The sequence below is a fragment of the Plantibacter flavus genome, from assembly GCF_002024505.1.
In the GTDB taxonomy this organism is placed as follows: Bacteria; Actinomycetota; Actinomycetes; order Actinomycetales; family Microbacteriaceae; genus Plantibacter; species Plantibacter flavus_A.
In genome coordinates this window covers 4,098,408-4,122,176 of record NZ_CP019402.1, presented here as the reverse complement: position 1 = coordinate 4,122,176, position 23,769 = coordinate 4,098,408, and the positions used below count along the sequence as shown (strand labels likewise).

25 protein-coding genes are annotated in these 23,769 nt (G+C 65.4%); 19 read left to right on the top strand and 6 right to left on the bottom strand.

Annotation, left to right across the window (positions count from 1 at the left end):
• Position 1 precedes the first annotated feature (1 nt).
• The 4 genes from BWO91_RS19090 (at position 2) to BWO91_RS19075 (ending at position 5,676) form a co-directional block, all read left to right on the top strand.
• Positions 2–1,633 carry an ABC transporter substrate-binding protein gene (locus tag BWO91_RS19090; protein ID WP_064294102.1) on the top strand — a complete coding sequence of 544 codons (1,632 nt, stop codon included), beginning with the start codon at positions 2–4 and terminating at the stop codon, positions 1,631–1,633.
• Positions 1,634–1,757: 124 nt separating this feature from the next.
• Positions 1,758–2,831 (top strand): ABC transporter permease, encoded by a 1,074-nt coding sequence (locus BWO91_RS19085; RefSeq protein WP_064294103.1) that lies wholly within the window; start codon positions 1,758–1,760, stop codon positions 2,829–2,831.
• A gap of 2 nt (positions 2,832–2,833) precedes the next feature.
• Positions 2,834–3,958: an ABC transporter permease gene (locus BWO91_RS19080; protein ID WP_079003704.1), complete on the top strand. Its 1,125-nt coding sequence runs from the start codon at positions 2,834–2,836 to the stop codon at positions 3,956–3,958.
• Entirely contained in the window at positions 3,955–5,676 is a 1,722-nt protein-coding gene (locus BWO91_RS19075; RefSeq protein ID WP_079003703.1) for a dipeptide ABC transporter ATP-binding protein, read from the top strand. Before BWO91_RS19080 ends, BWO91_RS19075 begins: the two co-directional genes overlap by 4 nt.
• Before the next feature lie 91 nt (positions 5,677–5,767).
• On the opposite strand, the gene BWO91_RS19070 is transcribed toward BWO91_RS19075, so the two are convergent.
• Entirely contained in the window at positions 5,768–6,082 is a 315-nt protein-coding gene (locus BWO91_RS19070) for a YbjQ family protein (protein ID WP_064294105.1), read from the bottom strand.
• A gap of 162 nt (positions 6,083–6,244) precedes the next feature.
• Here BWO91_RS19070 and BWO91_RS19065 point away from each other — a divergent pair, with 162 nt between their 5' ends.
• The 3 genes from BWO91_RS19065 to BWO91_RS19055 all read left to right on the top strand — a co-directional run bounded on the left by BWO91_RS19065 (position 6,245) and on the right by BWO91_RS19055 (position 9,369).
• Positions 6,245–6,886 carry a hypothetical protein gene (locus BWO91_RS19065; RefSeq protein ID WP_079003702.1) on the top strand — a complete coding sequence of 214 codons (642 nt, stop codon included), beginning with the start codon at positions 6,245–6,247 and terminating at the stop codon, positions 6,884–6,886.
• Positions 6,887–7,266: 380 nt separating this feature from the next.
• Positions 7,267–8,985, top strand: coding sequence for a bifunctional 3'-5' exonuclease/DNA polymerase (locus tag BWO91_RS19060; protein ID WP_079004069.1), 1,719 nt, complete (start codon positions 7,267–7,269; stop codon positions 8,983–8,985).
• Between the two features lie 129 nt (positions 8,986–9,114).
• On the top strand, positions 9,115–9,369 hold the full coding sequence (locus BWO91_RS19055; protein ID WP_079003701.1) for a hypothetical protein: 255 nt from the start codon (positions 9,115–9,117) through the stop codon (positions 9,367–9,369).
• A 79-nt stretch (positions 9,370–9,448) separates the two neighbouring features.
• On the opposite strand, the gene BWO91_RS19050 is transcribed toward BWO91_RS19055, so the two are convergent.
• Together BWO91_RS19050 and BWO91_RS19045 are read right to left on the bottom strand one after the other, a co-directional pair.
• Positions 9,449–10,540: a hypothetical protein gene (locus tag BWO91_RS19050; RefSeq protein WP_079004068.1), complete on the bottom strand. Its 1,092-nt coding sequence runs from the start codon at positions 10,538–10,540 to the stop codon at positions 9,449–9,451.
• Between the two features lie 8 nt (positions 10,541–10,548).
• Positions 10,549–11,856, bottom strand: a complete 1,308-nt coding sequence (locus BWO91_RS19045) for a heparan-alpha-glucosaminide N-acetyltransferase domain-containing protein (RefSeq protein WP_167620531.1) — start codon at positions 11,854–11,856, stop codon at positions 10,549–10,551.
• A gap of 204 nt (positions 11,857–12,060) precedes the next feature.
• Between BWO91_RS19045 and rpsF the strand changes: the two genes are divergently transcribed.
• The 5 genes from rpsF to dnaB all read left to right on the top strand — a co-directional run bounded on the left by rpsF (position 12,061) and on the right by dnaB (position 15,738).
• Positions 12,061–12,468, top strand: a complete 408-nt coding sequence (rpsF, locus tag BWO91_RS19040) for a 30S ribosomal protein S6 (RefSeq protein WP_217485263.1) — start codon at positions 12,061–12,063, stop codon at positions 12,466–12,468.
• Positions 12,469–12,473: 5 nt separating this feature from the next.
• Positions 12,474–12,995 carry a single-stranded DNA-binding protein gene (locus BWO91_RS19035; protein ID WP_064295656.1) on the top strand — a complete coding sequence of 174 codons (522 nt, stop codon included), beginning with the start codon at positions 12,474–12,476 and terminating at the stop codon, positions 12,993–12,995.
• Between the two features lie 65 nt (positions 12,996–13,060).
• The gene (gene rpsR, locus BWO91_RS19030) at positions 13,061–13,324 is read left to right on the top strand and encodes a 30S ribosomal protein S18 (protein ID WP_056010351.1); all 264 of its coding nucleotides are present in this window, start codon (positions 13,061–13,063) and stop codon (positions 13,322–13,324) included.
• Positions 13,325–13,336: 12 nt separating this feature from the next.
• Positions 13,337–13,789 (top strand): 50S ribosomal protein L9, encoded by a 453-nt coding sequence (gene rplI / locus BWO91_RS19025; protein WP_056780635.1) that lies wholly within the window; start codon positions 13,337–13,339, stop codon positions 13,787–13,789.
• Between the two features lie 575 nt (positions 13,790–14,364).
• The gene (dnaB, locus tag BWO91_RS19020; RefSeq protein WP_369808454.1) at positions 14,365–15,738 is read left to right on the top strand and encodes a replicative DNA helicase; all 1,374 of its coding nucleotides are present in this window, start codon (positions 14,365–14,367) and stop codon (positions 15,736–15,738) included.
• Positions 15,739–15,992: 254 nt separating this feature from the next.
• On the opposite strand, the gene BWO91_RS19015 is transcribed toward dnaB, so the two are convergent.
• The 3 genes from BWO91_RS19015 to BWO91_RS19005 form a co-directional block, all read right to left on the bottom strand.
• Positions 15,993–17,609 (bottom strand): hypothetical protein, encoded by a 1,617-nt coding sequence (locus BWO91_RS19015; protein ID WP_143736417.1) that lies wholly within the window; start codon positions 17,607–17,609, stop codon positions 15,993–15,995.
• A 763-nt stretch (positions 17,610–18,372) separates the two neighbouring features.
• A complete protein-coding gene (locus BWO91_RS19010) occupies positions 18,373–18,852 on the bottom strand; it encodes a hypothetical protein (protein WP_079003698.1) in 480 nt (159 codons plus the stop codon).
• Positions 18,852–19,994: a DUF262 domain-containing protein gene (locus BWO91_RS19005; RefSeq protein ID WP_079003697.1), complete on the bottom strand. Its 1,143-nt coding sequence runs from the start codon at positions 19,992–19,994 to the stop codon at positions 18,852–18,854. Before BWO91_RS19005 ends, BWO91_RS19010 begins: the two co-directional genes overlap by 1 nt.
• A gap of 44 nt (positions 19,995–20,038) precedes the next feature.
• On the opposite strand from BWO91_RS19005, the gene BWO91_RS19000 reads away from it, so the two are divergent.
• From BWO91_RS19000 to BWO91_RS18975, 7 genes are all read left to right on the top strand, one after another.
• Positions 20,039–20,254 (top strand): histone-like nucleoid-structuring protein Lsr2, encoded by a 216-nt coding sequence (locus BWO91_RS19000; protein ID WP_079003696.1) that lies wholly within the window; start codon positions 20,039–20,041, stop codon positions 20,252–20,254.
• A 45-nt stretch (positions 20,255–20,299) separates the two neighbouring features.
• Entirely contained in the window at positions 20,300–20,575 is a 276-nt protein-coding gene (locus tag BWO91_RS19840; protein ID WP_153303559.1) for a hypothetical protein, read from the top strand.
• 268 nt (positions 20,576–20,843) lie between these two features.
• Entirely contained in the window at positions 20,844–21,314 is a 471-nt protein-coding gene (locus BWO91_RS18995; protein WP_153303558.1) for a hypothetical protein, read from the top strand.
• Positions 21,307–21,600 carry a hypothetical protein gene (locus tag BWO91_RS18990; protein WP_079003693.1) on the top strand — a complete coding sequence of 98 codons (294 nt, stop codon included), beginning with the start codon at positions 21,307–21,309 and terminating at the stop codon, positions 21,598–21,600. Before BWO91_RS18995 ends, BWO91_RS18990 begins: the two co-directional genes overlap by 8 nt.
• Before the next feature lie 4 nt (positions 21,601–21,604).
• On the top strand, positions 21,605–21,880 hold the full coding sequence (locus BWO91_RS18985; RefSeq protein ID WP_079003692.1) for a hypothetical protein: 276 nt from the start codon (positions 21,605–21,607) through the stop codon (positions 21,878–21,880).
• Between the two features lie 321 nt (positions 21,881–22,201).
• Entirely contained in the window at positions 22,202–22,423 is a 222-nt protein-coding gene (locus BWO91_RS18980; protein WP_079003691.1) for a hypothetical protein, read from the top strand.
• A gap of 146 nt (positions 22,424–22,569) precedes the next feature.
• On the top strand, positions 22,570–23,763 hold the full coding sequence (locus tag BWO91_RS18975) for an ATP-binding protein (RefSeq protein ID WP_079003690.1): 1,194 nt from the start codon (positions 22,570–22,572) through the stop codon (positions 23,761–23,763).
• Positions 23,764–23,769 lie beyond the last annotated feature (6 nt).

Here is a 23,769-nt window from a genome sequence, read left to right as displayed (position 1 = left end):
AATGTCATCCCCACGTAGCGGATTCCGGAAGAGCGCCGTCGCGCTCGCGGGTCTCTCCATCACCGCCCTCGCCCTCGCCGGCTGCGCCGCCGGCGGCGGGAGCGGATCCAGCAGCGGCGCCAGTGGCACGATCGTCATCGGCACGACCGACAAGGTCACGACGCTCGACCCGGCCGGATCGTACGACAACGGCTCCTTCGCCGTCATGAACCAGGTCTTCCCGTTCCTCCTGAACACGCCGTACAACAGCCCCGACGTCGAGCCCGACATCGCCGAGTCGGCCGAGTTCACCTCGCCGACCGAGTACACGGTGAAGCTCAAGAAGGGCCTCAAGTGGGCCAACGGCAACGACCTCACCTCGTCCGACGTGAAGTTCAGCTTCGACCGTCAACTCGCCATCGCGGACGACAACGGACCGTCCTCGCTCCTCGGCAACCTCGAGAAGACCGACGCGCCCGACGACCTCACCGTCGTCTTCACGCTGAAGACCGAGAACGACCAGACCTTCCCGCAGGTGCTCTCGAGCCCCGTCGGCCCGATCGTCGACGAGGACGTCTTCTCCGCCACCGAGATCACCCCGGACGCCGACATCGTCAAGGGCAAGGCGTTCGCCGGCCAGTACACGATCGACAGCTACAAGTTCAACGAGCTCATCTCGTACAAGAAGTACGCCGACTACCAGGGCCTCCTCGGCGCGGCGAAGAACGACACCGTCAACGTGAAGTACTACACCGACGAGTCCAACCTGAAGCTCGACGTCAAGCAGGGCAACATCGACGTCGCGTCGCGCAGCCTCTCCGCGACCGACATCGAGGACCTGAAGAAGGACAAGAACGTCAAGGTCGTCGACGGCCCCGGTGGCGAGATCCGCTACTTCGTCTTCAACTTCGATACGATGCCCTACGGTGCGACCACCGCCGACGCCGACCCCGCGAAGGCGCTCGCCGTCCGCCAGGCCGCTGCCGACCTGATCGACCGCGCTGCGATCGCCAAGGACGTCTACAAGGACACCTACACCCCGCTCTACTCCTACGTGCCCGCCGGCCTGACCGGTGCCACCGAGTCCCTCAAGGGCCTCTACGGCGACGGCGACGGCGGCCCCGACGCCGCGAAGGCCAAGGAGACGCTCGAGGCAGCCGGTGTGACCGTTCCGGTCGCGCTCAACCTCCAGTACAACGGTGACCACTACGGTTCCGGCTCCGGCGACGAGTACGCGCTCATCAAGGACCAGCTCGAGGCCGACGGCCTGTTCACCGTCAACCTGCAGCAGACCGAGTGGGTCCAGTACGCCAAGGACCGCACGACGGACGTCTACCCGGCCTACCAGCTGGGTTGGTTCCCGGACTACTCCGACGCCGACAACTACCTGTCGCCGTTCTTCGCCACGGACAACTTCCTCGCGAACCACTACGACAACCCGGCTGTCAACGACCTGATCAACGAGCAGCGCTCGACGACGGACGCCGACGCACGGACGAAGCTCATCGAGCAGATCCAGGACACGGAGGCGGCCGACCTGTCGACCATCCCGCTGCTCCAGGGCGCTCAGGTGGCCGTCGTCGGCAAGGACGTCGAGGGAACCGTCCTCGACGCGTCGTTCAAGTTCCGCTACGCGCCCATCACCAAGGGCTGACTAGCCTGACCAACTGATATCCGACTATGGTGAGTCGGACGTCGCGATCGGGGTGGCTCCACAGAGCCGCCCCGATCGTCTGTCCGGGCTCTACCGAGTCGGTGATCGAGGAGGATCCACTGCAATGACGGCAGCTGTCGCAACCCCACCCCCCAAGGCGGCCAGACGTTCCGGAGGTGGCGGACTCTGGCGGTACCTCGTCATCCGCTTCCTGCTGATCATCCCGACGGTGTTCATCCTCGTCACCATGGTCTTCTTCCTGATGCGCCTGACCGGTGATCCGATCACCGCAGCGCTCGGAGGCCGACTCCCGGCCGATCAGCTCGCGGAACGCATCAGTGCCGCCGGCTACGACCGGCCCATCTTCATCCAGTACGTCGAGTTCCTCGGACAGATCGCGGTCGGCAACTTCGGCACGACGATCTCCGACAACCGGCCGGTCATCGAGGTCCTCCTCACGTACGGCTCCGCGACCCTCGAACTCGCGATCTACGCGCTCATCGTCGCCTTCATCGTCGGCATCCCGCTCGGCATGCTCGCCGCCGCCCGCCGTGACCGCTGGCAGGACGCGGGCCTCCGCGTCTTCGCGATCCTCAGCTACGCCACCCCGGTGTTCTTCGCCGGCCTGCTGCTCAAGCTCATCTTCTCCGTCTGGCTCGGGATCCTCCCGGTCGCCGGGCGAGCGAGCACCGGCACCGAGCTGACGCTCCAGACCATCTCGAGCCCGTCCGGCATCTACCTGATCGACGCGATCCGCCTCGGCGATCCGACGGCGATCAGCGACGTCCTCGCCCACGCGGTGCTCCCGGCGATCGCCCTCGGCCTGTTGACGGCCGGCGTTTTCCTGCGGCTGGTCCGCACCAACGTCATCGGCACGCTCGGTTCCGGCTACGTCGATGCGGCCCGGTCGCGCGGCGTCAGTGAGTTCCGGCTCGTGACGAAGCACGCCTACCGTCCGGCGCTCATCCCGATCATCACGGTCATCGGCCTCCAGATCGCGCTCCTCCTCGCGGGCGCGGTCCTCACCGAGACGACGTTCGAATGGAAGGGCCTCGGCTTCATGCTGAGCGAGTACCTCAAGGCGCGTGACTTCGTCGCCGTCCAGGGGATCGTCGCGCTGCTGGCCGTCATCGTCGCCCTGACCAACTTCATCGTCGACATCATCGCGGCGATCATCGACCCGAGGGTGAGGTACTGAGCATGAGTGCTCCGACAGCCACCACGGCCGTTCAGACCGCGCCGGCGAAGCGACCGTTGCGGGAACGTCTCCCCGTCGTCAAGCAGTTCCGGCAGTCGGTCGGGCTGCAGCGGGCGATGCTCGTCATCGGTCTCGTCGTCACGGGCGTGTTCGTGCTCATCGCGATCCTCGCGCCGCTCGTCGCGCCCTACCGGTTCAACCAGCTGCGCGGCGACGACGGTTCGTTCGGCACGCAGCAGGCGCCGAACGCGACGAACCTCCTCGGCACGACCGTCGGCGGGTACGACGTCCTGTCCCGGGTGCTCTGGGGAGCCCAGACCGCGCTCTTCGTCATCGTGGCCGCGATCATCCTGTCGATCTTCATCGGCGTCCTGCTCGGGCTCGTCGCCGGATACTTCGGCGGCTGGCTCGACCGCGTGCTCGTGGTCGTCTGCGACGCGGTTTACGCCTTCCCGTCGCTGCTGCTCGCGATCGTCATGTCGATCGTCATCAGCCGCGGCCAGTCGAGCCTCTGGGGCGGCATCCTCGCCGCCGCGATCTCGATCACCGTGGTCTTCATCCCGCAGTATTTCCGGGTCATCCGCTCCGAGGTCGTGCGCATCAAGAGCGAGGCGTTCGTCGAGTCGGCGAAGGTCATCGGTGCGTCGAGCTCCCGCATCATGTTCCGCCACGTGCTGCGGAACGCGACCCGGACGCTGCCGCTCATCATCACCCTCAACGCCTCCGAGGCCATCCTCACGCTCGCTGGGCTCGGCTTCCTCGGGTTCGGCATCGAGCCGACCGCGGCCGCCGAGTGGGGTTACGACCTCAACCGGTCCGTCTCCGACGTCACGAGCGGGATCTGGTGGACCGCGCTGTTCCCCGGCCTCGCGATCGTGCTCGTCGTGCTCGGCATCACCCTCGTCGGTGAGAGCCTCAACGACCTGTCCGACCCGCGTCTGCGCAGCCGTCGTCGGGTCGGTGCGTCGAGTGGATCGGTCGCTGCGACGTCGAGCATCACGACCACCGGTGGCACGCCCGACAGCCCCGGTGGCGCCGGGATGATGGACGCCGAATCGCTGGGAGCCGTGAGCGACGCCGCGGCGGACAGCGATCTGGAGAACCGACGAGAGGACGAGCGCTCATGAGCCAGTCGACGCCGACCACCGGTCCACGCGACCTCGGTACCACGGACATCGTCAGCATCCGCGACCTCGGGGTCTCGTTCTCGACCGACGCCGGCGCGGTGAAGGCGATCAACGACATCTCGCTGTCGGTCGCACCGCGCGAGATCGTCGCGATCGTCGGCGAGTCCGGCTCGGGCAAGACGGTCACGGCCAAGACCATCCTCGGCCTGCTCCCGGAGACGGCGACGGCCTCCGGCGCGGTCGTGCTGCGCTCCCGCGACGGTTCGACCGAGCAGGACGTCGTCACGGCGTCGGCTGAGCAGCTGCGGTCCATCCGCGGCAGCGACGCGGCGATGGTGTTCCAGGAACCGTCGACCGCGCTCAACCCCGTCTACAAGGTGGGCTGGCAGATCGCCGAAGGTCTCCGCGCGCACGGTTCGTACACGAAGGCCGAGGCACGGGCCAAGGCCATCGACATCCTGCGTCGCGTCGGCATCCCGGAGCCGGAGGAGCGGGTCGACTACTTCCCGCACCAGTTCTCCGGCGGGCAGAAGCAGCGCATCGTCATCGCGATGGCGCTCGTGCTCGACCCCGGACTGATCGTGGCCGACGAGCCGACGACCGCGCTCGACGTCACGGTGCAGGCGGAGATCCTCGACCTCCTGCGTCGGTGCCGCGACGAGTTCGGGACGGCCATCGTCCTCATCACCCACAACATGGGCGTCGTCGCCGACCTCGCCGACCGCGTCGTTGTCATGTACCAGGGCGACATCGTCGAGGAGGCTCCCGTCCAGGAGCTGTTCTCCTCACCGAAGGCCGAGTACACGAAGAAGCTCCTGTCGTCGGTGCCGCACGTCGGCCGCGGCAAGAGCTCCGCGCCGGCCGAGGTCGAGCGCGGCAAGCAGCTGCAGCTCGGTGAGCCGGTGGTGGTCGCGAAGGGGCTCGAGATCGAGTACCCGGGCCGTTTCGGGCGTGCCGGGTTCCGGGCGGTCAAGGGCGTCGACTTCACGATCCACGCGGGCGAGGTCCTCGGCCTGGTGGGGGAGTCGGGGTCGGGCAAGACCACGATCGGCCGCGCGATCGCCGGGCTCACCAAGGTGACCGGTGGCTCGCTGTCGGTGCTCGGTGTGGAGATGAACCGGGTGAAGGAGCGCGAGTTCGCTCCGAAGCGCCGCGAGATCGGGTTCGTGTTCCAGGACCCGGCGACGAGCTTCAACCCACTGCTCACGATCGCGGAGTGCGTGGCGGAGCCGCTCATCGTGCACGGTCGCTTCGGCGACACACGGGCGGCCCGACGCCGGGTGGACGAGCTGCTCGAAGCGGTCCAGCTGCCGAAGGCGTTCGGCGACCGGTTCCCGCACGAGCTCTCCGGTGGGCAACGGCAGCGCGCTTCGCTCGCGCGGGCGTTGGCGCTCGAACCGGCACTGCTGGTCGCCGACGAACCGACCTCGGCACTCGACGTGTCGGTGCAGGCTCGCGTGCTGGAGCTCTTCGCCGAGCTGCAGCGCGAGTTCGGGTTCGCGTCGCTGTTCATCAGCCATGACCTCGCGGTGGTCGACGTGCTCGCCGACCGCATCGTCGTGCTGTACCGCGGCGACATCGTCGAGGAGGGGCCGGGCTCCACCGTGCTCGGTGCGCCGAACGACGACTACACGCGCCGTCTCCTCGCGTCGCTCCCCGTGCCAGACCCGGCCGAGCAGGCCGTCCGTCGTGAGGAGCTCAAGCGCCTCCGCGCCTGACAGCAGGAGATCTGCACGAGGGCAGGATCGAACGTCGCGTTCGGTCCTGCCCTCAGGCGCTTCTCCTGTCGCCAAGCGGTGGTGTGTGACCTCAGCCGAGCTTGACGGCGGTGCCGTAGGCGACGACCTCCTGGTAGTTCTGCCCGACCTCGGCCGCGTCGAACCGCATCGCGAGCACCGCGTCGGCACCGAGCGCGGTGGCCGCCTCGATGAGTCGCTGCTTCGCTTCCTCGCGGCTCTCAGCGAGCTGCTTGGTGAGCCCGGAGAGCTCACCGCCCAGCAGTGCCTTGAAGTTGGCGCCGAGTTGCACGCCCGCGTTGCGTGCACGGACCGTGAGTCCGGTCACCTCGCCCAGCACCTCGGTGACCTGGCGGCCGGGGACATCGTTCATCGTCGAGATCAGCATGCTCGCAGTCTGGCACCGCTGCGCCCACCCCCATAGGGGGGATGTCCCGGTAGCGACTGCGGTCGACGCTGAAAGCGCAGTGATCGACGAGCCACGCGACGCAATCGCGGGTCAGCTTTCCGAACTTCTGCGCTCTCGTTTTTTGACCAGGAATACTCTTGAATGAAGAGTTTCATGATCATATATCTCACCGAGAGGGAGTCCTCTCGTATCGAAATGGAGCAGGGAATGAAATCAAAGTGGATGATTCGTGCTGTCCTTGTACTCGTCGTATCGACGGCCGTCGTCGCCGGCGGCGGGGGTGGTGCCGTAGCTGCGCCTGTTCTGAACCAAACGAGCCAGGCAGGCGCTCAGAACGTGGCCGCGGAGTCGGTGAAGCCGGAAACCTTGCCGTCCATCTCTGAGGCTGATGTACGGCAGGCCTTCGTCGAGCTGAAAGCCGCCGCGGTCCCCTTCCAGGAGGAACTCCTGGGCGGTACCGTGACGACCACCTTCAGTCTCGGCGCCGGCCTCGATCTCACGTTCGTCGACCCTCCATCGACGCGAATTGGCGGCGGCATCGATGGCGGCGGCATGTATGTCCTCTTCAACGCGCTCGACCAGAACCTCATCATCGGCGGGAGCGGCTTCGCGATCGGAGCCGCGATTTGCGCGATACCTGGAGTCGGACGAGCAGCATGTCTGGTTGTCGGCGGACTCATCACGATCGCTTTCGCTGTCCTGTCCAACTGGGGCGTCTGCCAGAACGGGAAGGAGATGAAGATCTACTTGAACGGTGTGACGGCAGGGTGTGTACGTGTCTGACCCTCGTAACCTGCATCCACCCTTGCGCAGGCGACGCGCCCTCATCGCCGGCGGTTTCGCCGGCGGCGTTCCGCTGCTGTTAGGTGCGATCGCCCGTGGCGCCCGGCCGTTGGACTACCTAGCGAGCGCGATCTTCCTTGTGGGGCTGCTCGCTACCGCCTGGTGGCTCATCGGCTGGATCAACAAACGGCGACGCGCCAGTTGAATCACGCTGGCGCAGCGGTTTCTCTAGCCAGGTAGTTTGGCCCGACGGGAGCGGTGCGCTGTAGCTGCGTTGACGAGTACGAGACCCGGATGGAACGAGTGATTCCGTCCGGGTCTCGTGTCTCTAGCGAGTGCGCGCGTCGGGCGAGGTCGGCGGGTGACGGCAGACTGGGGTGGTGCACATCATCCTCCAGCAGCTCGACGGCGCCCGCGTGCGCGTCGTGCACCTCGAGGACCGCCCCACTCCATCCGGCGAGCCACCTCGGGTCTCCGAGACCACCATGCCGCGGGCCGACCTCGCGGCCTTCGTCCGGCGTCTCGAAGCCGAGCCGAACCCGCCGCGCTGGGTGTGGGACGACACCACGCTCTGGTACCCGGCGCTCCTCGCCGCGGGTGTCCGGGTCGCCCGCTGCGTCGACCTCCGGCTCTCCCACAACCTCCTCCGCAACGCCGCCTTCACCGCCGACTCTTCCCTCGCGATGGCTCCGGCCGGCCCGTGGGACGAGGTCCTCGATCCGCGCGTCGCTCAGCGTGCGGAGGCCGTCGGGACCCTCTTCGACCTCGACCTCCCGGGTGGCGAGCGCGATCCCGTCGCCGAGTTCACGCTCCAGCGTGACGCCGTCGACGGCGCGACACCGCAGGGACGCTCGCAGCTCGGACTCCTCCTCGCGGCCGAGTCCGCCGGTGCCCTCATCGCCACGGAGATGACCTTCGCCGGTCTCCCGTGGGACGCCGAGGCCCACGACCGCATCCTCGCTGAGGCCCTCGGCCCCAAGGTGCCGCCCGGTGTCCGTCCGGCGAAGCTGGCCGCGGTCCTCGAGGAGGTCAAGGCCGCCCTCGGGGTGCAGGAGCTCAGCCCCGAGTCACCTGGCGAGCTCCTCAAGGCGCTCCAGCGTGCCGGCATCAACGCGACCTCCACCCGGCAGTGGGAGCTGCAGGAGATCGAGCACCCCGTCATCGAGCCGCTGCTCCGGTACAAGAAGCTGTCCCGTCTCCTCACCGCGAACGGTTGGACGTGGGTCGAGACCTGGGTGAAGAACGGACGGTTCCGCCCCACCTACGTGCCCGGCGGAGTCGTCACGGGCCGCTGGGCATCCGACGGCGGCGGTGCCCTCCAGCTCCCGCACCAGGTCCGCGGCGCCGTCCTCGCGGACGACGGCTGGCGTTTCGTCGTCGCCGACGCCGCGCAGCTCGAACCACGGATCCTCACGGCGATGTCCGGCGACCGCGCGATGGCCGATGCCGGACGCGGCGTCGACCTCTACCAGGGCATGGTCGACGTCGGCGCGGTCGACACCCGACCACATGCGAAGATCGCGATGCTCGGTGCCATGTACGGCGCGACGACGGGGGAGAGCGGGCGCCTCCTGCCCCGGCTCACGAGGGCGTTCCCGCGGGCGATCGAGTTCGTCGAGGCCGCCGCCCGTGCCGGGGAGCGCGGGGAACGGGTCAGCACCCGGCTCGGCCGCACCTCACCGCTGCCCGGCGAGACCTGGCGCGAGATCCAGTCCGCCGCGTCGATGGAGGGCGCGAACGCCGCCGCGACCCAGCGCGCCCGCATGGAGGCACGGAGCTGGGGTCGTTTCACCCGGAACTTCGTCGTGCAGGGCACCGCCGCCGAATGGGCGCTGTGCTGGATGGCCGGCCTCCGGACACGGCTGCAGGCGCTCGCCGCAGAGACGGTCGGACCGGCGGCCGCGCTCACCGAGTCGGCCCACCTCGTCTTCTTCCTCCACGACGAGATCGTCGTCCACTGCCCCGAGCACCAGACCGAGCGGGTCGTCGCCCTCGTGCGCGAGGCGGCGGCCGAGGCCGGTCGCCTGATCTTCGGCACCGCGCCGGTCGAGTTCCCGGTCACCACCGCCGTCGTCACCTCCTACGCCGACGCCAAGTAGCCCGCGAACTGTCACGTGACGCGGGTGTGCGCGGCCCACACTGTTCCGAGGTGACAGTTCGCGAGCTTGACGCTGGCGAAACAGGTCGGGCGGTGGGATGGAGTGCATCAGCCCTCGAAAGGATGCGCCATGACCGTCGAACACGTCCAGACCCGCCCGACCCGACCCGCCTGGGCGGCTGGAGCCCGCCCGACCGACGGTGACGCGGTGGCCCCGGACGACCAGCGACCGCTCGCGAGCCTGCTCGAGTCCGGCGGCGCGGTGATCGGCTGTCTCACCGGTTGGGTCGTCGTCGTCGGCATCTTCATGGGGGCCGTCGCGATCGGCACGATCTGCATCGGCGGGACGGCGGCGATGCTCGCCGCGGCCTTCCTCGCCCCCTAGCCCGCGAACTGTCAGTTGATGTGGGTGTGCGCGGCCCGCACTGTTCCGACGTGACAGTTCGCGGGCTGGGATGGGGGGTTCAGCCGCCGGTGATCGCCCGGACGGCGTCGGTGATGATGAGGTACCAGCCGTAGACGCCGAGGGCCAGACCGATGAGCCACCACCATTCCGTCCGACGGGACAGGCGTCTTCCCTGCCGTGCCACTCCTCGTGGTGGACGGATCAGTGGGAACGAAGCCGCCATCGTCGCCGCGTCGACCGGTTCCAGTCGGCGATCCCGCCAGCGATCCCATTGCGCGATGCGTTCGGTCAGGATGTAGACGACCGACATCAGCCACGTCCACACCTCGGGGTCGAGGGTCGAGAGGTCTCTGGGTGAGTAGAGGAAGAGGTGGTCGTCGACGATCTCGACATCGAGTTCGGCGACGGTGTCGATGAACCTCGCCATGATGTCGGGCGTGAAGAGGTAGAGGGCGTCCGTCTCGTACCCGCGCGGGCAGTACAGCTCGAAGTGGCGGTCGAAGTCGCCTTCGAGCCGCAGCCGTTGGTCCTTCGTGAACGTGACTGGGAGCCTCGGGTGCAGGAGTGAGTTGTTGCCGACGGCGTCCAGGACGATGTGGGGGAGCGCCACCGGCAGCCGAAGGGCCACGTAACCCCAGCGGTGCACCTTCCGGTTCCGCCCCGAGCCGATGGTCGTCTCCAGGTTCGCGACCGACAGCGGCGACCTGCCGTCGCGCCAGACGAGGTCCCTGGCCACGCTCGTCCCACCCATGGTGAAGATCAGCCCGGGCAGCGCCACGGGAACGGCGATCGGTCGGTAGCCCAGGCCGTTCGCCCGAGCGAATCGGTCCAGCCGGTACTGACGCACGCCGCTGCGTCGTCGGACCGTGCGCACCAGCAGGACGAGCATGCCGACGGGCAGCGCGAGGTAGGGCAGGAGGATCAGGGCCGACCAGTCCAAGGGTTCATCCGGCATCGAGCCGTCTTCGAGTACGAACCACCAGGCGGAGAGGAAGAAGATCGGCAGAACCGCCAGCACGACGGCGGGCCAGATCGCCGCCATGAGTGGTGGACGGACCTCGCCCGGGAGGCCCGTGCGGTACTCGCGGAGCGCGCGTCGGTCGATCCGTTCCGTGAGCGGTCGCGTGTCCAGCGTCGAGGTTCGCGTCATCGGACCGGTCATCGTACGTGCGGTGTTCCGTGCGGTTCGGGCACGGGCGTCATCGTCGCGGGCGTCCGACCAGGGCGGTTCGCGGCGACCGTGAGTGCACGGCCGGCAGCGTGGACCAGTGTCTCGAGCGGTCCGCGACGCTTGGTGAGGGCGATGATCCAGCCGAGGAGGAGCGCGCCGGCGACGTGGACGACCCAGAGCTGTGGGCTCGAGATCAACCACGCCGTGTCCGCATACGTCCCGGCGATCGCGGCGATCAAGGCGCCCACCGACGCCATGAAGACGTGCGCCGAGTAGACGGTGAGCGGAGCGGCCCCGGCGCCGGTCGCCGGCAGGAGTGCGAGCGACCAGCCGCGGTTCAGGACCGTGCCGAGTGCCAGGCACAGGCCGATGACGACCGCCGCGATCCCGATCGTGAAGACGAGGTCGAGCGTGGTGCCCGAGTGCGGGGCGCGGGCGACGAGCCACCAGAAGGACTCCGTGGGGCTCGTGCCGTACATCCCCTCGGCGAGGGCGTCGTCGACGGCGGTGATCGTCGTCGGATCGGGTTCGAGCCCGCCGGTCCAGGCGCGCGCGATGCCCTGCACGCCGCCGACGGGACCGAGGAGCAGGGCGGCGAGGCGGTCCGCGGCGATGGCGACGACGAGTCCGATCGCCGCGAGCCGGAGTGCGAACCGTCGCAGGGTCCCGTCCGCCCGCGCATCCATGAGCAGCCGGCCGACCGCCATCCCGACGAGGACGTAGACGATCCACGTGAGCGCCGGGTACACCCCGGTGAGGAGCAACCCTCGGGCGAACCCACCGCCCGAGACGTCGAACCAGGACGCACTGCCGATCTCGGGGGAGTCGACGCCGCTGAGCGGCATGCGGAGCGCCTGCGAGCAGATCGGCCAGACCACCGCCCAGACGGCCGCGACGATCAACAGCGTGCGCGGACGCCACGTGACGGCCGGGATCGCGAGCCAGAAGGTCACACCGTAGTAGGCGATGATCACGTAGATACCGCCGGGCAGGACGCCGAGGGTGAGGCCGAGGACGAGTAGGGCGAAGCCGCGGCCGAAGAGATTGAGGCGCGCGGCGGCGGGGGATCCGGCGGCGAGGTCTCGCCGGCTCGTGAGGACGATCCCGATGCCGGCCAGCACGGCGAACAGTGCAGCGGCCTTGCCCGACAACACCTCCGTGATCGGCGTGTGCCCGCCGGTGGCGATGTCGAACGCCCACACGTGCGTGGCCATCATGCCGATGAGGGCGAGGAAGCGCGCGAGATCGAGACCGATCAGTCGGTCGGCGCGCTGTCGGCTGGCTGGGCTGCTCATCGGGTCCAGCATCCCATGCGTGGCGGCTCCGCGACAGGCCCGCGGTGGCGGTCCGGGCTCCCGTCCGGTACGCTGTGAAGGTTGCCCGGGTGCGTCCGCTCTGTTCTCGCCCGATCGCAACGATGCTTACACCCTCCTGCCACAGAAAGTCTGTGGCCGTTCGAGTCCGAAGGAGGTGGGTTAGTGACGCATCAGTACGAACTCATGGTCATCCTCGACCCCGAGATTGACGAGCGCACGGTTGCACCGAGCCTCGACAAGTTCCTCAACGTCATCCGCAACGATGGTGGAACCATCGACAAGGTCGACATCTGGGGCCGTCGTCGTCTCGCTTACGAGATCAACAAGAAGACCGAAGGCATCTACGCCGTCGTGGACTTCACTGCGACGAGCACTGCCACGCAGGAGCTCGACCGTCAGCTGAAGCTCTCCGAGGCCGTCATGCGCACCAAGGTGCTGCGTGCCGAAGAGGCCATCGCTCAGGTCGCCACCGAGACGAAGCGCAGCGAAGAGAAGGCCGCCCGCAAGGCTGCCGCCAAGCCCGCTGCTGCTGTCGCCGCGGCTCCCAAGGCAGACGCGGCTCCGGCTGCGGCTGAGACCAAGGAAGCCTAGGGCTCATGGCCGGCGAGACCGTCATCACCGTGGTGGGCAACCTGACCAGCGATCCGGAACTGCGTTTCACGCAGAACGGCCTGGCTGTCGCCAACTTCACCATCGCTTCCACGCCGCGCAACTTCGATCGCGCGACGAACGAATGGAAGGATGGCGAAGCGCTGTTCCTGCGCGCGAGCGTTTGGCGTGAATTCGCCGAGCACGTGGCCGGATCGCTCACCAAGGGAAGCCGCGTCATCGCGACCGGGCGTCTCAAGCAGCGTTCCTACGAGACGAAGGAAGGCGAGAAGCGGACTTCGATGGAACTCGAAGTCGACGAGATCGGCCCTTCGCTCCGGTACGCGACCGCGACCATCAGCCGTGCACCCTCGGGTGGCGGCGGCGGTGGTCAGCAGCGCGGCGGCGGAGCTCCGCAGGTGCAGCAGAACGAGCCCTGGGCTCAGAGCGCACCCGCAGCTTCCGGCGGCAACGGCGGTGCGGATGCCTGGAACACTCCGGGCAGCTACAGCGACGAGACCCCCTTCTAAACAGATTCGATCGGTCCGGTTCTGCCGGCTAGCCGATCACTCCATTCACACGCAAAGGAACAACCATGGCTGGAAAGTCGAGCGGCGACCGCCGCAAGCCTGCCCGCGGTGCTAAGGGCGGCAAGAACGTCGCTCCCGCGAAGGCGATCCGCGTCGGTGTCATCGATTACAAGGATGTCGCCACGCTTCGCAAATTCATCTCCGAGCGGGGAAAGATCCGTGCTCGTCGTATCACCGGTGTCAACGTCCAGGAGCAGCGACTCATCGCACGTGCGGTCAAGAACGCACGCGAGATGGCGCTCCTGCCCTACGCCGGCTCTGGCCGCTAGGAGGCGCCGCACATGTCGAAAGTTATTCTGACGCACGAGGTCTCCGGCCTCGGCTCCGCTGGTGACGTCATCGACGTCAAGAACGGCTACGCCCGCAACTTCCTCGTGCCCCAGGGTTTCGCGACCCCGTGGACCCGCGGTGGCGAGAAGCAGGTCGAGCAGATCAAGTCGGCCCGCGCTGCGCGCGAGCACGCCACGATCGAAGAGGCCCAGGACCTGAAGGCTCGCCTCCAGGCCACCAAGGTCAAGCTCACGGTCAAGACGGGTGGCGAAGGCCGTCTGTTCGGTTCCGTGAAGCCTGCCGACATCGCGAAGGCAGTGGCGGAAGCCGGGCTGGGCGAGGTCGACAAGCGCAAGATCGAGATCCACACCCCGATCAAGTACGTCGGCGAGCACGAGGCCACCATCAGCCTCCGCGACGAGATCGTCGCCACGATCACCCTTCAGGTGGTCGCGGCCAAGTAGCACCCGCCGTGCGGTGTCGGGCCCTCGGGTCCGGCGCCTCATGCACGTCGTGATGAGCGCGATGGCGGTGGACCGAGAGGTCTGCCGCCATCGCGTTTTTCTGTGCCCAGAACGGGGGTGGAGTGTCGTCTCGGCGTCCGCGTGTTACACCCGTTTCGCCCTCGGAGTCAAGCAAGTTGTACACAGGTGACCCCCGTTCTCCTCAACGTTCGACACAGGATCGAAAGAACTTTCCACACACAGCCTGTGGAATCAGAATCTCCTGGTCAGGACGGTATTGACTGGCGGAAAAACTTCTCTCTCCACAGGGTTTCCCACAGCTTGTGCACACGACACGCGGCGTTTCCCCCGATCTCTCCACAGAGTTATACACAGGCAGAGTTGGTTGTGGAGACGAGTGGCTCTATCGTGAGTCATCGGCGTCTCGGAACAGCCGGGCGAGCAGGCTGAGCAGCCCTCGTCCGTAGCCCGTGGGCGCCCCGCAGGGCCCGTGCGTGTCGCACGTTCCTGCTACACCTGAGTCGTCATCACCCGCACCACCCGAGTCAACATCGAGAAGGGATGTCCACTTGTCGATCGCTCACCTCAACCGCTCCGAAGGTGGCGGTTCGTACGACGAGCCGCGCGGCAACGAGCGGGTCCCTCCGCACGACCTCCTCGCCGAGCAGAGTGCACTCGGCGGCATGCTGCTGTCGAAGGACGCGGTCGCCGATGTGGTCGAGACGCTCCGTGGTGTGGACTTCTACATCCCCAAGCACGAGGTCATCTACGACGCCCTGCTGACGCTGTACTCGCACGGTGAGCCCACCGACGTCATCACCGTGACCGACGAGCTCGTCAAGACGGGTGAGCTGTCCCGTGCCGGTGGCGCGGACTACCTCCACACGCTGACGAGTCTCGTGCCGACCGCGGCGAACGCCGGCTACTACGCCCGCATCGTCGCGGAGCGCGCACTGCTGCGTCGTCTCGTCGAGGCCGGCACCCGCATCGTGCAGATGGGGTACGCCGCCGAGGGTGAGGCCGTCGAGCTCGTCAACTCCGCTCAGGCCGAGATCTACGCCGTCTCGGGCAACCAGGAGGTCGAGGACTATGTCCCGCTGACCGACGCGGTGAGTGCGGCGATCGACGAGATCGAGGCCGCCAAGCACACCGACGGTTCCATGACCGGCGTGCCGACGGGCTTCCGCGAGCTCGACGAACTGACGAACGGGCTGCACCCGGGTCAGCTCATCATCGTCGCCGCCCGACCCGCTATCGGTAAGTCCACGCTCGCGCTCGACTTCGCCCGTGCCGCCTCGGTCCACTACAACCAGCCGTCGATCTTCTTCTCGCTCGAGATGGGGCGCAGTGAGATCGCAATGCGTCTCATGAGTGCTGAGGCGTCCGTGCCGCTGCAGCTCATGCGTAAGGGAACCGTCGACTCGCAGGACTGGACGAAAATCGCGCAGGTGCGCGGACGCATCAACGACGCTCCGCTCTACATCGACGACAGCCCGAACATGACGCTCGTCGAGATCCGTGCGAAGTGCCGTCGACTCAAGCAGCGTGTGGGCCTGAAGATGGTCGTCATCGACTACCTGCAGCTGCTGACGTCCGGTAAGCGTGTCGAGAGCCGTCAGCAGGAGGTCTCGGAGTTCTCCCGTGCGCTGAAGCTCATGGCGAAGGAGCTCCAGGTCCCCGTCATCGCGCTGTCGCAGCTGAACCGTGGTGCTGAGCAGCGGGCCGACAAGATGCCGGCGCTTTCCGACCTCCGTGAGTCGGGCTCGATCGAGCAGGACGCCGACATGGTGGTCCTCCTGCACCGCGAGTCCGCGTACGAGAAGGACAGCCCGCGAGCCGGCGAGGCCGACCTGATCATCGCCAAGCACCGGAACGGACCGACGCGCACGATCACCGTCGGTTTCCACGGGCACTTCAGCCGCTTCGCGGACATGGCGCCGGGGATGTAGTGTGAACGCCCATCACAATGTGTCGTTGGCCAGCGTAAAGTGTCGTTTCTTTGATCCGACCGACTGTCCAGGCCGAATGTGACGCTCTGGCTCAGGGCATCACATCGACATTCAGGCTTCACTCCTGCGTGAGAACTGGTGCTGTCGTTTGCTGACGAGGACTGGTCAAGAGTCGAATCACTTGACGATGCTCGGGCGGTTGTGAGCCCGGGGTGACAGGTGAAGTGGCCTGTGGCCCATGCTGAACCGGCTGCTCAGTCGAGGAGCAGGTGGAGGGGTCGCGCGCCGGTGGTGCCGACCAGGCTGAGCTCGTTCTGTGCTCGAGCCGCGAGCGCAAGAGGGGACACAGGGTTCTTGCCCTGCTCGGCGTTTACCACTCGGTCGAGTGCTGCAGCCACGAGCACCGGGGCGGTTCTCACGCTGACGCCGAGTGTGACGGAGTCAAATTTTGCTGCGTGCATGATGAAATTGCGGTGGTAGTACAGGCGCCGGCAGACACTGTTGTAGTAGTTCCGAACTCGTTCGAGAACGCCCACCGGGTCTGCGGCAAGTTGAATATAGCGGGCGGCGGCCGCGCGATCCGCCGCTGACTCGAATCCTGGGTCACCTGCGTTAGCTAGATGTTCAGCCATCAGACGCGCTTGATCCGCACTGGGGAGTCCTTGAAGCGCGTCAAAGAGCTCGCCAGATCCGTGGTCCGCCCAAGCGCGGGCCAGGTCTCCGACTTCTGCTCGGGGGAAACTGCACGTAATGATGTCAGAGAGCCTGTCGGCGACATCGGTCCCCTTGCCGCCCGGTCGTCCGAGGAGGCCTTCAGCAGCAGCCCAAACAGAGGCGATGGATGCTCCGCGGATCTCGCCGCTATGGGAGGCGAGGAGCCCGATCGCTCCATCCAAGCGTTGGCCACTGTCGGCCCCTCCGACAAACAGCCGGCTCCGCTGGATAGCGGGCACACGAATGGAGCGGCGATCCTCGAGAGGAGTGCGTATCTTGTTGGCTGTTGCGTCGATCACGTCGGCCTCGAACTCGATCTTGTCTCCCTGGCCGTATCCCAGTTGGACCCTCGCCACCAGTTTCTGCTGCCACTCGAGCAGCTCATACATCGCGGCGTGAGGGTCGCGAGCTTCGGCGCTCCACTCGATGGCGCCAGCGCCGGCGCGTGGCACGGGCCGGCGCTTTGGGTTGTTCGCTGCTCGAAAGCGCTTGGTGTAAGTGTCGGAGTCCAGCCAGTGTTCCTTGAGCGCCTCTCTCACCTCGAGTGGGGCTCGGACGACGCCCACACAGAAGGTAAAGGTACGTCGCGACTGGACCAGCATCTCTCTACCCCGTCGCAGCACAGCGGCCAGCTCGACCTTCCGCCCTTGGGCCACCAACCAACCGTGGACGTGATTCCGGTGGAATCCCTCGTCCAAGAGGTGCGCGACCAGAAGGCGTGACGCCAGCTCGACCTGCTCTGGTGCGATACCGACTGACTCGACGTGTTCGATCCACCTCAGGACGTACCCGGTTCGGCTTCGCGCAGCGAGGGCGACGGTTCGGTCCAGAAGCTGCTGGAGATCGGGAGTTGGCTTCGACTTGGCGTTGCCGGACGGTCGTAGCTGCCGGAGTAGCTCGTGCAGAGCCTCTCGGACGGTCTGGTCGCCGACGCCCGGGTCGCGGAGCACCTGCGTCATCGTGGTGTTGATGATGTCCTTCATCGCCTCGTCAGAGGTAAGCGAACCGTCCCATGTAGCCAGAACCGCCTCGATGACTTCATCGAGAAGCACGAGCGTTCCGGGCTGCCAGAGACCGCGATGCCAAGCGGTGCGGCTGTCAGCCAGCTCCCTCATGCGGGCCAGCACAAGTTCACCAGTTGTCGATTGATTTTCCACGTTGAGTGTGTATCCTTGCGGTAGAGCGCGAGCTCGTTATTCTGACAGACGGGAGTCGCCCCTCGGGGCCGCTCCCGTCTTTACTTTGTCGGGCAGTGGTCACACTGTGTCACATACCTTCGATGTCTACTGCGATGCCACAGTGCGAGAGCGTGCGTGTTTCGACATGGTGATCGCGCTCAAGTGTGCCGTGAATCGCCCTACACGCTTCGGCGCGAGACCGGAGCGCCCAGCCCGAGTAGGCGCACCCCCGCAAGAACCCGAGAAGTCGGGGCGTCACGGCGACTCCTCATCCGGTTCCACCAACCATTCCTGCACGGTCACCGTCGGCCGTTGGACTGCATCGGCGATCGCCTCCAATGAGTGCCCGTTCTCGAGCGCCATCCTGGCCATGTGGCCCCATCGAATTCGAGGTCATCATGAACACGCCAGCCGCACTGGCTGCGTGACATGGCCCCATCGAATTCGAGGTCATCATGAACACGCCAGCCGCACTGGCTGCGTGACAAAACCACTGTCACCTACTCGTGCAGCAGTCCCTACTGAGCTTCTTCAAGATGCCTCCTATAGGCATACTGCAGAAATCCACCCCTACGGTGGGCGATCACGGTAGCACGTCTCATCGAACCGTTATGCAGACTCCACAAGAGGAGGCGAGGTCGCAGGGGAACGGCGCCGATGTGAACGTCACCGACCACCGAGGTGTCCCACGACCAAGCTCCTGGTTGATAGCGCTGCGCTGGACGGTTTGCGGCGAAGAAAACTAGCTCGGCGGATCTAATAGGAGGCTGAGCTTTCGGAAAAGGCGGAAGACATCGTCTCGATACTGCTTCACGATTGGCATCGACACCCCAGAGTTGCCACCGTGGGTGATGCTGTCACGCAACTTACCCACACTGTTCAGAGCCTCGACTTCTTGGCTGTGAGTCTGCTGCAGCTCATGCCACCAGCTCGTGTCGAACGAATCGAGGGTGTCTTTGAGCTTGGTCGCATTGATTCCCCACAGCAGTCGAATTCTCCCTTCAACGAATCGATGGATCTGGACCGTTGAACGCTTCCTGGCGTGTGCTGAGACTAGGAGCTTCAATGACTCTTCGGAAAATCCAGCGAGCTGGACTGCCAGATAGCGCGAGTAGTGAGCTAACACTTCCGCTTCAAGGCCCGCGCCATCGACCAGTGAAAAAACGGCAGCGAGCTTGTTCTGCAGCCGTGCGACCTCGTCAGCGCCATACAGCTGTGGCATCAGACTGCGGCGAACGCTTCAGTAGCAAGACCGAGTCGCTGGTGAACGTTGTCCTCATCCGAGGTGCGAACCACAGTGGAGGAGATGAAAGCACGGTTGGTCGTCAGTGTGACGAATGACTGCTGAACCAGAGGTGTTGAGGGAGTCACGGATGACGCGTCTAGACGACGCATCATCCCCACGAGAATCGAGTCCACGAAGGCTGCGTTGAGCGCACGCTCAGGGCGGAACGCGGACTTACCCAGAGCCTCTTCGACGACCTCGACTGCTTGCAAGAACAACTGACCGATACCGCTGTCTGCCGTCAGGCTTGTGTCGCGGTGAGCTGCAAGATACTCATTCAGGAAGGACTTCAACGGTCGCCGGTATCGGTTCTCCCAGTCGTAGAGCGCCAGCACGCGCAGAATCAGTTCATGGTCGCGGAAACGAGGGGAGAGTGGACCGTAAACTTCGCGCCAAGCGGGATGCCCGTTTAAGAGGCTCAAACCGCGAAGAAAATCGCCCTCGTATAGAGCGATTCGAATCTCCTGAGGTTGAAGGGGGCTCCCTCCCGTGTTCAGGCGTTCGTAGATCGAGTAGACGGCGTTCTGAGAGCCGTCAGAAGTCTCCTCACGCAGCACGGTCGCGTGAATGATGGAGTCGTCCAGCCGCCGCCGATCCTCCGGACGCAGATCCTCGTAAGCCACGTCGTTGAACGGATCTTGCACGCCGATGAGACGGAACACCCGGTCTCCCAGACGCCCAGCGTAGAAAGCTTGGAGCGTGCGAAGCCGCTGCTGACCGTCGAGCACTAAGAGCCGATTGTCACGATCACGGACGAGGAAGATGCCTGGCACAGGAAGACCCAGTAGCAGGCTTTCGACAAAGCGACTCATCTGAGTCTGCCGCCATACGAAGCCCCGCTGAAAAGCACCAACATCTTGCCCCGGCGTCGACGGACTGAACGAGGGAACGATGATGTCGCCCTTCTCCATCCTGCGGACGAGCCCCTCGACGTCGTAGTCCGCTCCATACGAAGCAATGTCGTAGCTGGTTGACATCACTTCGTCAGCAGAGTCAATGTCGAAGACCTCTCCGTCTCCGTCCTTGATCGTGACGGGAGAGGGCTCGTCGTTCGGGGGCAGCGCATCGATTTCGCTCATGGCCCTGAGCCTATCGACCGAAATTAGTCTGCCAAGATCTGGGTATGGTACAGCGGACGATCACCACGCTCGTCGACGACCTCGACGGTTCAGAACTCGAGCGAGGATCTGGCGAGACGATCCGGTTCGGCGTCGACGGCCGCGCTTACGAGATTGACCTCAGCGACGACAATGCTGCAGCTTTGCGCGAGGCGCTGCAGCCGTACACGGAGGCCGGTCGACGGATCGTGCCGACCCGTCCGCGTCGACGTCGGCGGTAGGGTGTCAGAACGGTCCGGGGGTCGGACCGAGAACCAGGGGGACACATGCAGAATCCAGTAGTAGTAATCAGCCGAGACTCGGGCGGTGCGACCGACGGAGGTCTAACCTCCGCGTTCAATCCTGCTCACATCATCCGCGCAACGGTGCGCCAGGCGACCAAGGATGGAAGCTACGTAGCAACGCTGCATGACATAAGTGGCCAGTCCTTCAAGTTCAACCTCGGCCCGAACGGGATGACCGAGGACCAGATTGCACAGGCACTGGAACAGCTGTTCAAGCTCTCATCGATCGAGTATCTGAAGCCGACGGTGACCGACTAGTTATCCACAGAGGAAACGCTCAGACTTTCGTAATCCAGTGTTATCTACGTATTTCAGTCGGGTAGTTATCCACAGGTGGGGCGGCTTCCGAGCCGCCCCGTTTCTGCAGCCTGCGGACGATCCGAAGGCCCCTAGATGAACGGACGTGGTCATGGGTAAGGCGAGTAACAGGAAGCGTGACAGACGTCTCGCACGCGCCGAAGAGGAAGCGCCGGAGATGTGGGCTGACGGGCGACCCGAGGATTGGGGCAAGCAGGTCCGTCAAGCCATGCTCGATACCCTCGACGTGATCGAACAGCTGCGCGCCGAGCATCGGCTCGATGACCTCCCGCAGTACAAGAACTATCCAGCCGGATCGTGCGGCATCTCTTCGTACACCGTTGGGATGGTGCTGCTCGATCGGGGCCTGAATGACGGCGACGGACAATGGTTCCTGGTCGACACGAACGACTCTGGACCAGAGACCGCGACGCACACCTGGCTGGAATATCGGATCGGGACAGAAGCGGTCTACTCCGTCGACCCGTCCATCGGCCAGTTCCCCGGGATTCGCAAGACGCCGTGGGTCGGGCGTGGCACATCTCCTGCAGCCAAACGATTCACAGGCCGCTGGCCTCTGCACCCGGTCAAGACCGCAGATCAAAAATGGGCGAAACCGTCCTATCTCGAATCGCTGCAGCGCGTTCGGGAACGCTTGGAACAGTCGACTCGGCAGCCACTAGTGTCGGGGCATGAATGACTCTCAGTTGCCTATCGTCAAGCAGTTCACCTATACCGATTTCGCGATCCTTCTCGCGACGGTGGAGCATTCGTCTCCGCTAGACGGCAACTCGGGTGACTCATCCGTGCGCTTCAATGTCCAAGGCGGGTCGATCTGGCTCGGAACAGAGGAGCGAGACTCCGAATCGCAACGGGATTTCACCATTCAGCTCAGCGGCACCAGCGAACACCAGATCCTTGCGCGCGCGTTCCGCGAGATTGCGGATCAGCTCGACGCAGCACCCGTTCGCGGACAGGCGGGCTGAGCGCATGGGAAAGGCCAGCCGGATCAAGCGCGAGCGCGGCAGCGTCATCACGGCCACGCACGAACCCAAAGTGCCGCAGAACTGGCCGGACGGGCACGTTGGCGTCGAGCTGACAGGCAGCGATGACGCCGAGTGCATCGTTGTGACTATCCACGGCGTGCGGCACTACCTCCATTCCTCGACGGCCTATGAGCTGAGCAAGATGCTCGACTCACGGATTGAGGAGTGGGACAGCTACGCCAAGTCGCAAGGAGCGCCAGGCGTCCTGGACGTCGACTAGTCGAGCACGCGCACGGAGAGCACAAACTGTTCCGCGGGCACCATGGCGCGGAGCGCGGCACGCGCCGCCGGATAGTCGCGGCCCTCGGCCTCGACCGTGCTCGTCGACGTCGACCGGAAGACGCCTCGCTGCGGCCATAGGCCGTCGTCGTCTTTGTGGTTGTGATCGTCGGTGTAGCGCTCGCGTTGGTCCTTCGACGCATGCGCTGAGGGCCGAACGCTCAGAGGGCGATCGGCAATTTGAAGGCCGGCCGAGTACGAAGAAGGGATGCGGACACGCCGACTCTGGGTGGGATGGATACTCGGCCCAGGGACTGTTGCGTTGTTCGTCGTCACCGTTGTCGCAGCAGTCACGAGCTTCCCGCCATGGCTGCCTCTGCTCGTCGCCGCAGCCGCGGCGCGTCACCCGCGCACCAGCGTCACCGAGTCCGGAGCGAACCGCACCAGCGAGACGCAGCACCGTAGCGCCATCACCGGGCACTACATCACGCCCGCTGCGGCTGCGCGTCACCCGCACACCAGCATCACCGAGAACAAGAAGTAGATCTCTCGAAAGAGGGCCCGATCTCAACTCAACTGAGATCGGGCCCTCTTGTCAATGAGGCTACAAGCTCCGGCTCACCGGCGCGACGAGCTGGCGGTTGTATAGCTTTTTAGTTATAGAGCGCTATATTGCGGTAGACTGCAGGCATGTTGCCCGTCCTGAACCCCTTTCGACCAGGCGCAGGCGTGCGTCCGCCCGAGCTGGTTGGACGCCAGTCGGAGATCGATCTCGTTGACCTCATGGTCGCTAAGAGCCGCCGTCGGCGCAACGATGGCGGCATGATTCTGTACGGGCTCCGGGGCGTCGGGAAAACCGTGCTCTTGAACCAGCTCCAGCAGAACGTTGAGAAAGCAGGATGGGTGACGGTGCAGTTGGAGGCTCGCCCTGGCGAGGCTGGCTCACGGGTCGCCAGGCAGTCGCTCGGCCGCGGTGTGGCAATGGCTGGCCGGCAGATGACCTCTCGTTTCAAGAACGCGGCCAGCGATGTGCGGACAGCCGTTGCGACCGTCGCATCGTTCTCCGCAACGGTCGCCGGCATGACGCTCAAACTGGATGCGCCGGCTGCAGAGAACAGAGCGAACTCCGGCCTGATAGAGATCGATCTTGAAGAACTCGTAGCGGACCTCGCCGGCCCGCTGACGCGGAACAACAGCGCGCTGGCCATATTCGTCGACGAGATGCAGGACCTGGACAGCGACCTACTGACTGCGCTCCTGGCCGTTCAACACAAGGCGTCACAATCCGAGTGGCCGTTCTACGTGATCGGCGCTGGCCTCTCGACATTGAGGCGAACATTGGCCGAAGCTCGCTCGTACGCCGAGCGATTCGTGATTCGCGAAATTGGGGCACTTAGCCACGAAGCTGCAGTCGAGGCCGTTGCAAAGCCTGCCACCGATCTGGGCGCGATTTTCGATCAGAGAGCGGTCGACCTCATCGTGGGAGAGGCGAAGGGCTATCCGTTCTTCCTTCAAACCTACGGCAAGGCCGTGTGGGATCTGGCCCCCGATAAACGAATTGACGCCGAGATCGCCGCAGCCGGGATCGCCGAGGGGAACGCCGACCTCGACCAGGGATTCTTCCCTGCACGATGGGATCGCACAACTGCCGGAGAGCGACACTACCTCCGCGCCATGGTTGCAGTCGGAGGAAATACGGCGAGCACCACCGCCGTGGCGGAGTACCTGGGAGTCGTATCATCGGCGCTCAGCCCGGCCCGACAATCTCTCATCAGCAAGGGCATCATTTATGCGGAACGACGGGGCTACGTTAGCTTCACGGTGCCAAACATGGACGCGTTCATCCTTCGACAACCGAACGTCGACGACGAGGATGATGAATGATCAGCA

Bases quoted from the DNA above. Each gene is read 5' to 3' on its own strand.
- BWO91_RS19005 (WP_079003697.1), bottom strand. From the start codon at position 19,994: ATGAGCGAAATCGATGCGCTGCCCCCGAACGACGAGCCCTCTCCCGTC.
- BWO91_RS18990 (WP_079003693.1), top strand. From the start codon at position 21,307: ATGAATGACTCTCAGTTGCCTATCGTCAAGCAGTTCACCTATACCGAT.
- BWO91_RS19075 (WP_079003703.1), top strand. From the start codon at position 3,955: ATGAGCCAGTCGACGCCGACCACCGGTCCACGCGACCTCGGTACCACG.
- BWO91_RS19085 (WP_064294103.1), top strand. From the start codon at position 1,758: ATGACGGCAGCTGTCGCAACCCCACCCCCCAAGGCGGCCAGACGTTCC.
- BWO91_RS19090 (WP_064294102.1), top strand. From the start codon at position 2: ATGTCATCCCCACGTAGCGGATTCCGGAAGAGCGCCGTCGCGCTCGCG.
- BWO91_RS18985 (WP_079003692.1), top strand. From the start codon at position 21,605: ATGGGAAAGGCCAGCCGGATCAAGCGCGAGCGCGGCAGCGTCATCACG.
- rplI (WP_056780635.1), top strand. From the start codon at position 13,337: ATGTCGAAAGTTATTCTGACGCACGAGGTCTCCGGCCTCGGCTCCGCT.
- BWO91_RS19035 (WP_064295656.1), top strand. From the start codon at position 12,474: ATGGCCGGCGAGACCGTCATCACCGTGGTGGGCAACCTGACCAGCGAT.
- BWO91_RS18975 (WP_079003690.1), top strand. From the start codon at position 22,570: ATGTTGCCCGTCCTGAACCCCTTTCGACCAGGCGCAGGCGTGCGTCCG.
- BWO91_RS19070 (WP_064294105.1), bottom strand. From the start codon at position 6,082: ATGCTGATCTCGACGATGAACGATGTCCCCGGCCGCCAGGTCACCGAG.
- BWO91_RS18995 (WP_153303558.1), top strand. From the start codon at position 20,844: ATGCTCGATACCCTCGACGTGATCGAACAGCTGCGCGCCGAGCATCGG.
- BWO91_RS19050 (WP_079004068.1), bottom strand. From the start codon at position 10,540: ATGACGCGAACCTCGACGCTGGACACGCGACCGCTCACGGAACGGATC.
- BWO91_RS19065 (WP_079003702.1), top strand. From the start codon at position 6,245: ATGAAGAGTTTCATGATCATATATCTCACCGAGAGGGAGTCCTCTCGT.
- BWO91_RS19045 (WP_167620531.1), bottom strand. From the start codon at position 11,856: ATGAGCAGCCCAGCCAGCCGACAGCGCGCCGACCGACTGATCGGTCTC.
- rpsR (WP_056010351.1), top strand. From the start codon at position 13,061: ATGGCTGGAAAGTCGAGCGGCGACCGCCGCAAGCCTGCCCGCGGTGCT.
- BWO91_RS19055 (WP_079003701.1), top strand. From the start codon at position 9,115: ATGACCGTCGAACACGTCCAGACCCGCCCGACCCGACCCGCCTGGGCG.
- BWO91_RS19080 (WP_079003704.1), top strand. From the start codon at position 2,834: ATGAGTGCTCCGACAGCCACCACGGCCGTTCAGACCGCGCCGGCGAAG.
- BWO91_RS19010 (WP_079003698.1), bottom strand. From the start codon at position 18,852: ATGCCACAGCTGTATGGCGCTGACGAGGTCGCACGGCTGCAGAACAAG.
- BWO91_RS19840 (WP_153303559.1), top strand. From the start codon at position 20,300: ATGCAGAATCCAGTAGTAGTAATCAGCCGAGACTCGGGCGGTGCGACC.
- rpsF (WP_217485263.1), top strand. From the start codon at position 12,061: ATGGTCATCCTCGACCCCGAGATTGACGAGCGCACGGTTGCACCGAGC.
- BWO91_RS19000 (WP_079003696.1), top strand. From the start codon at position 20,039: ATGGTACAGCGGACGATCACCACGCTCGTCGACGACCTCGACGGTTCA.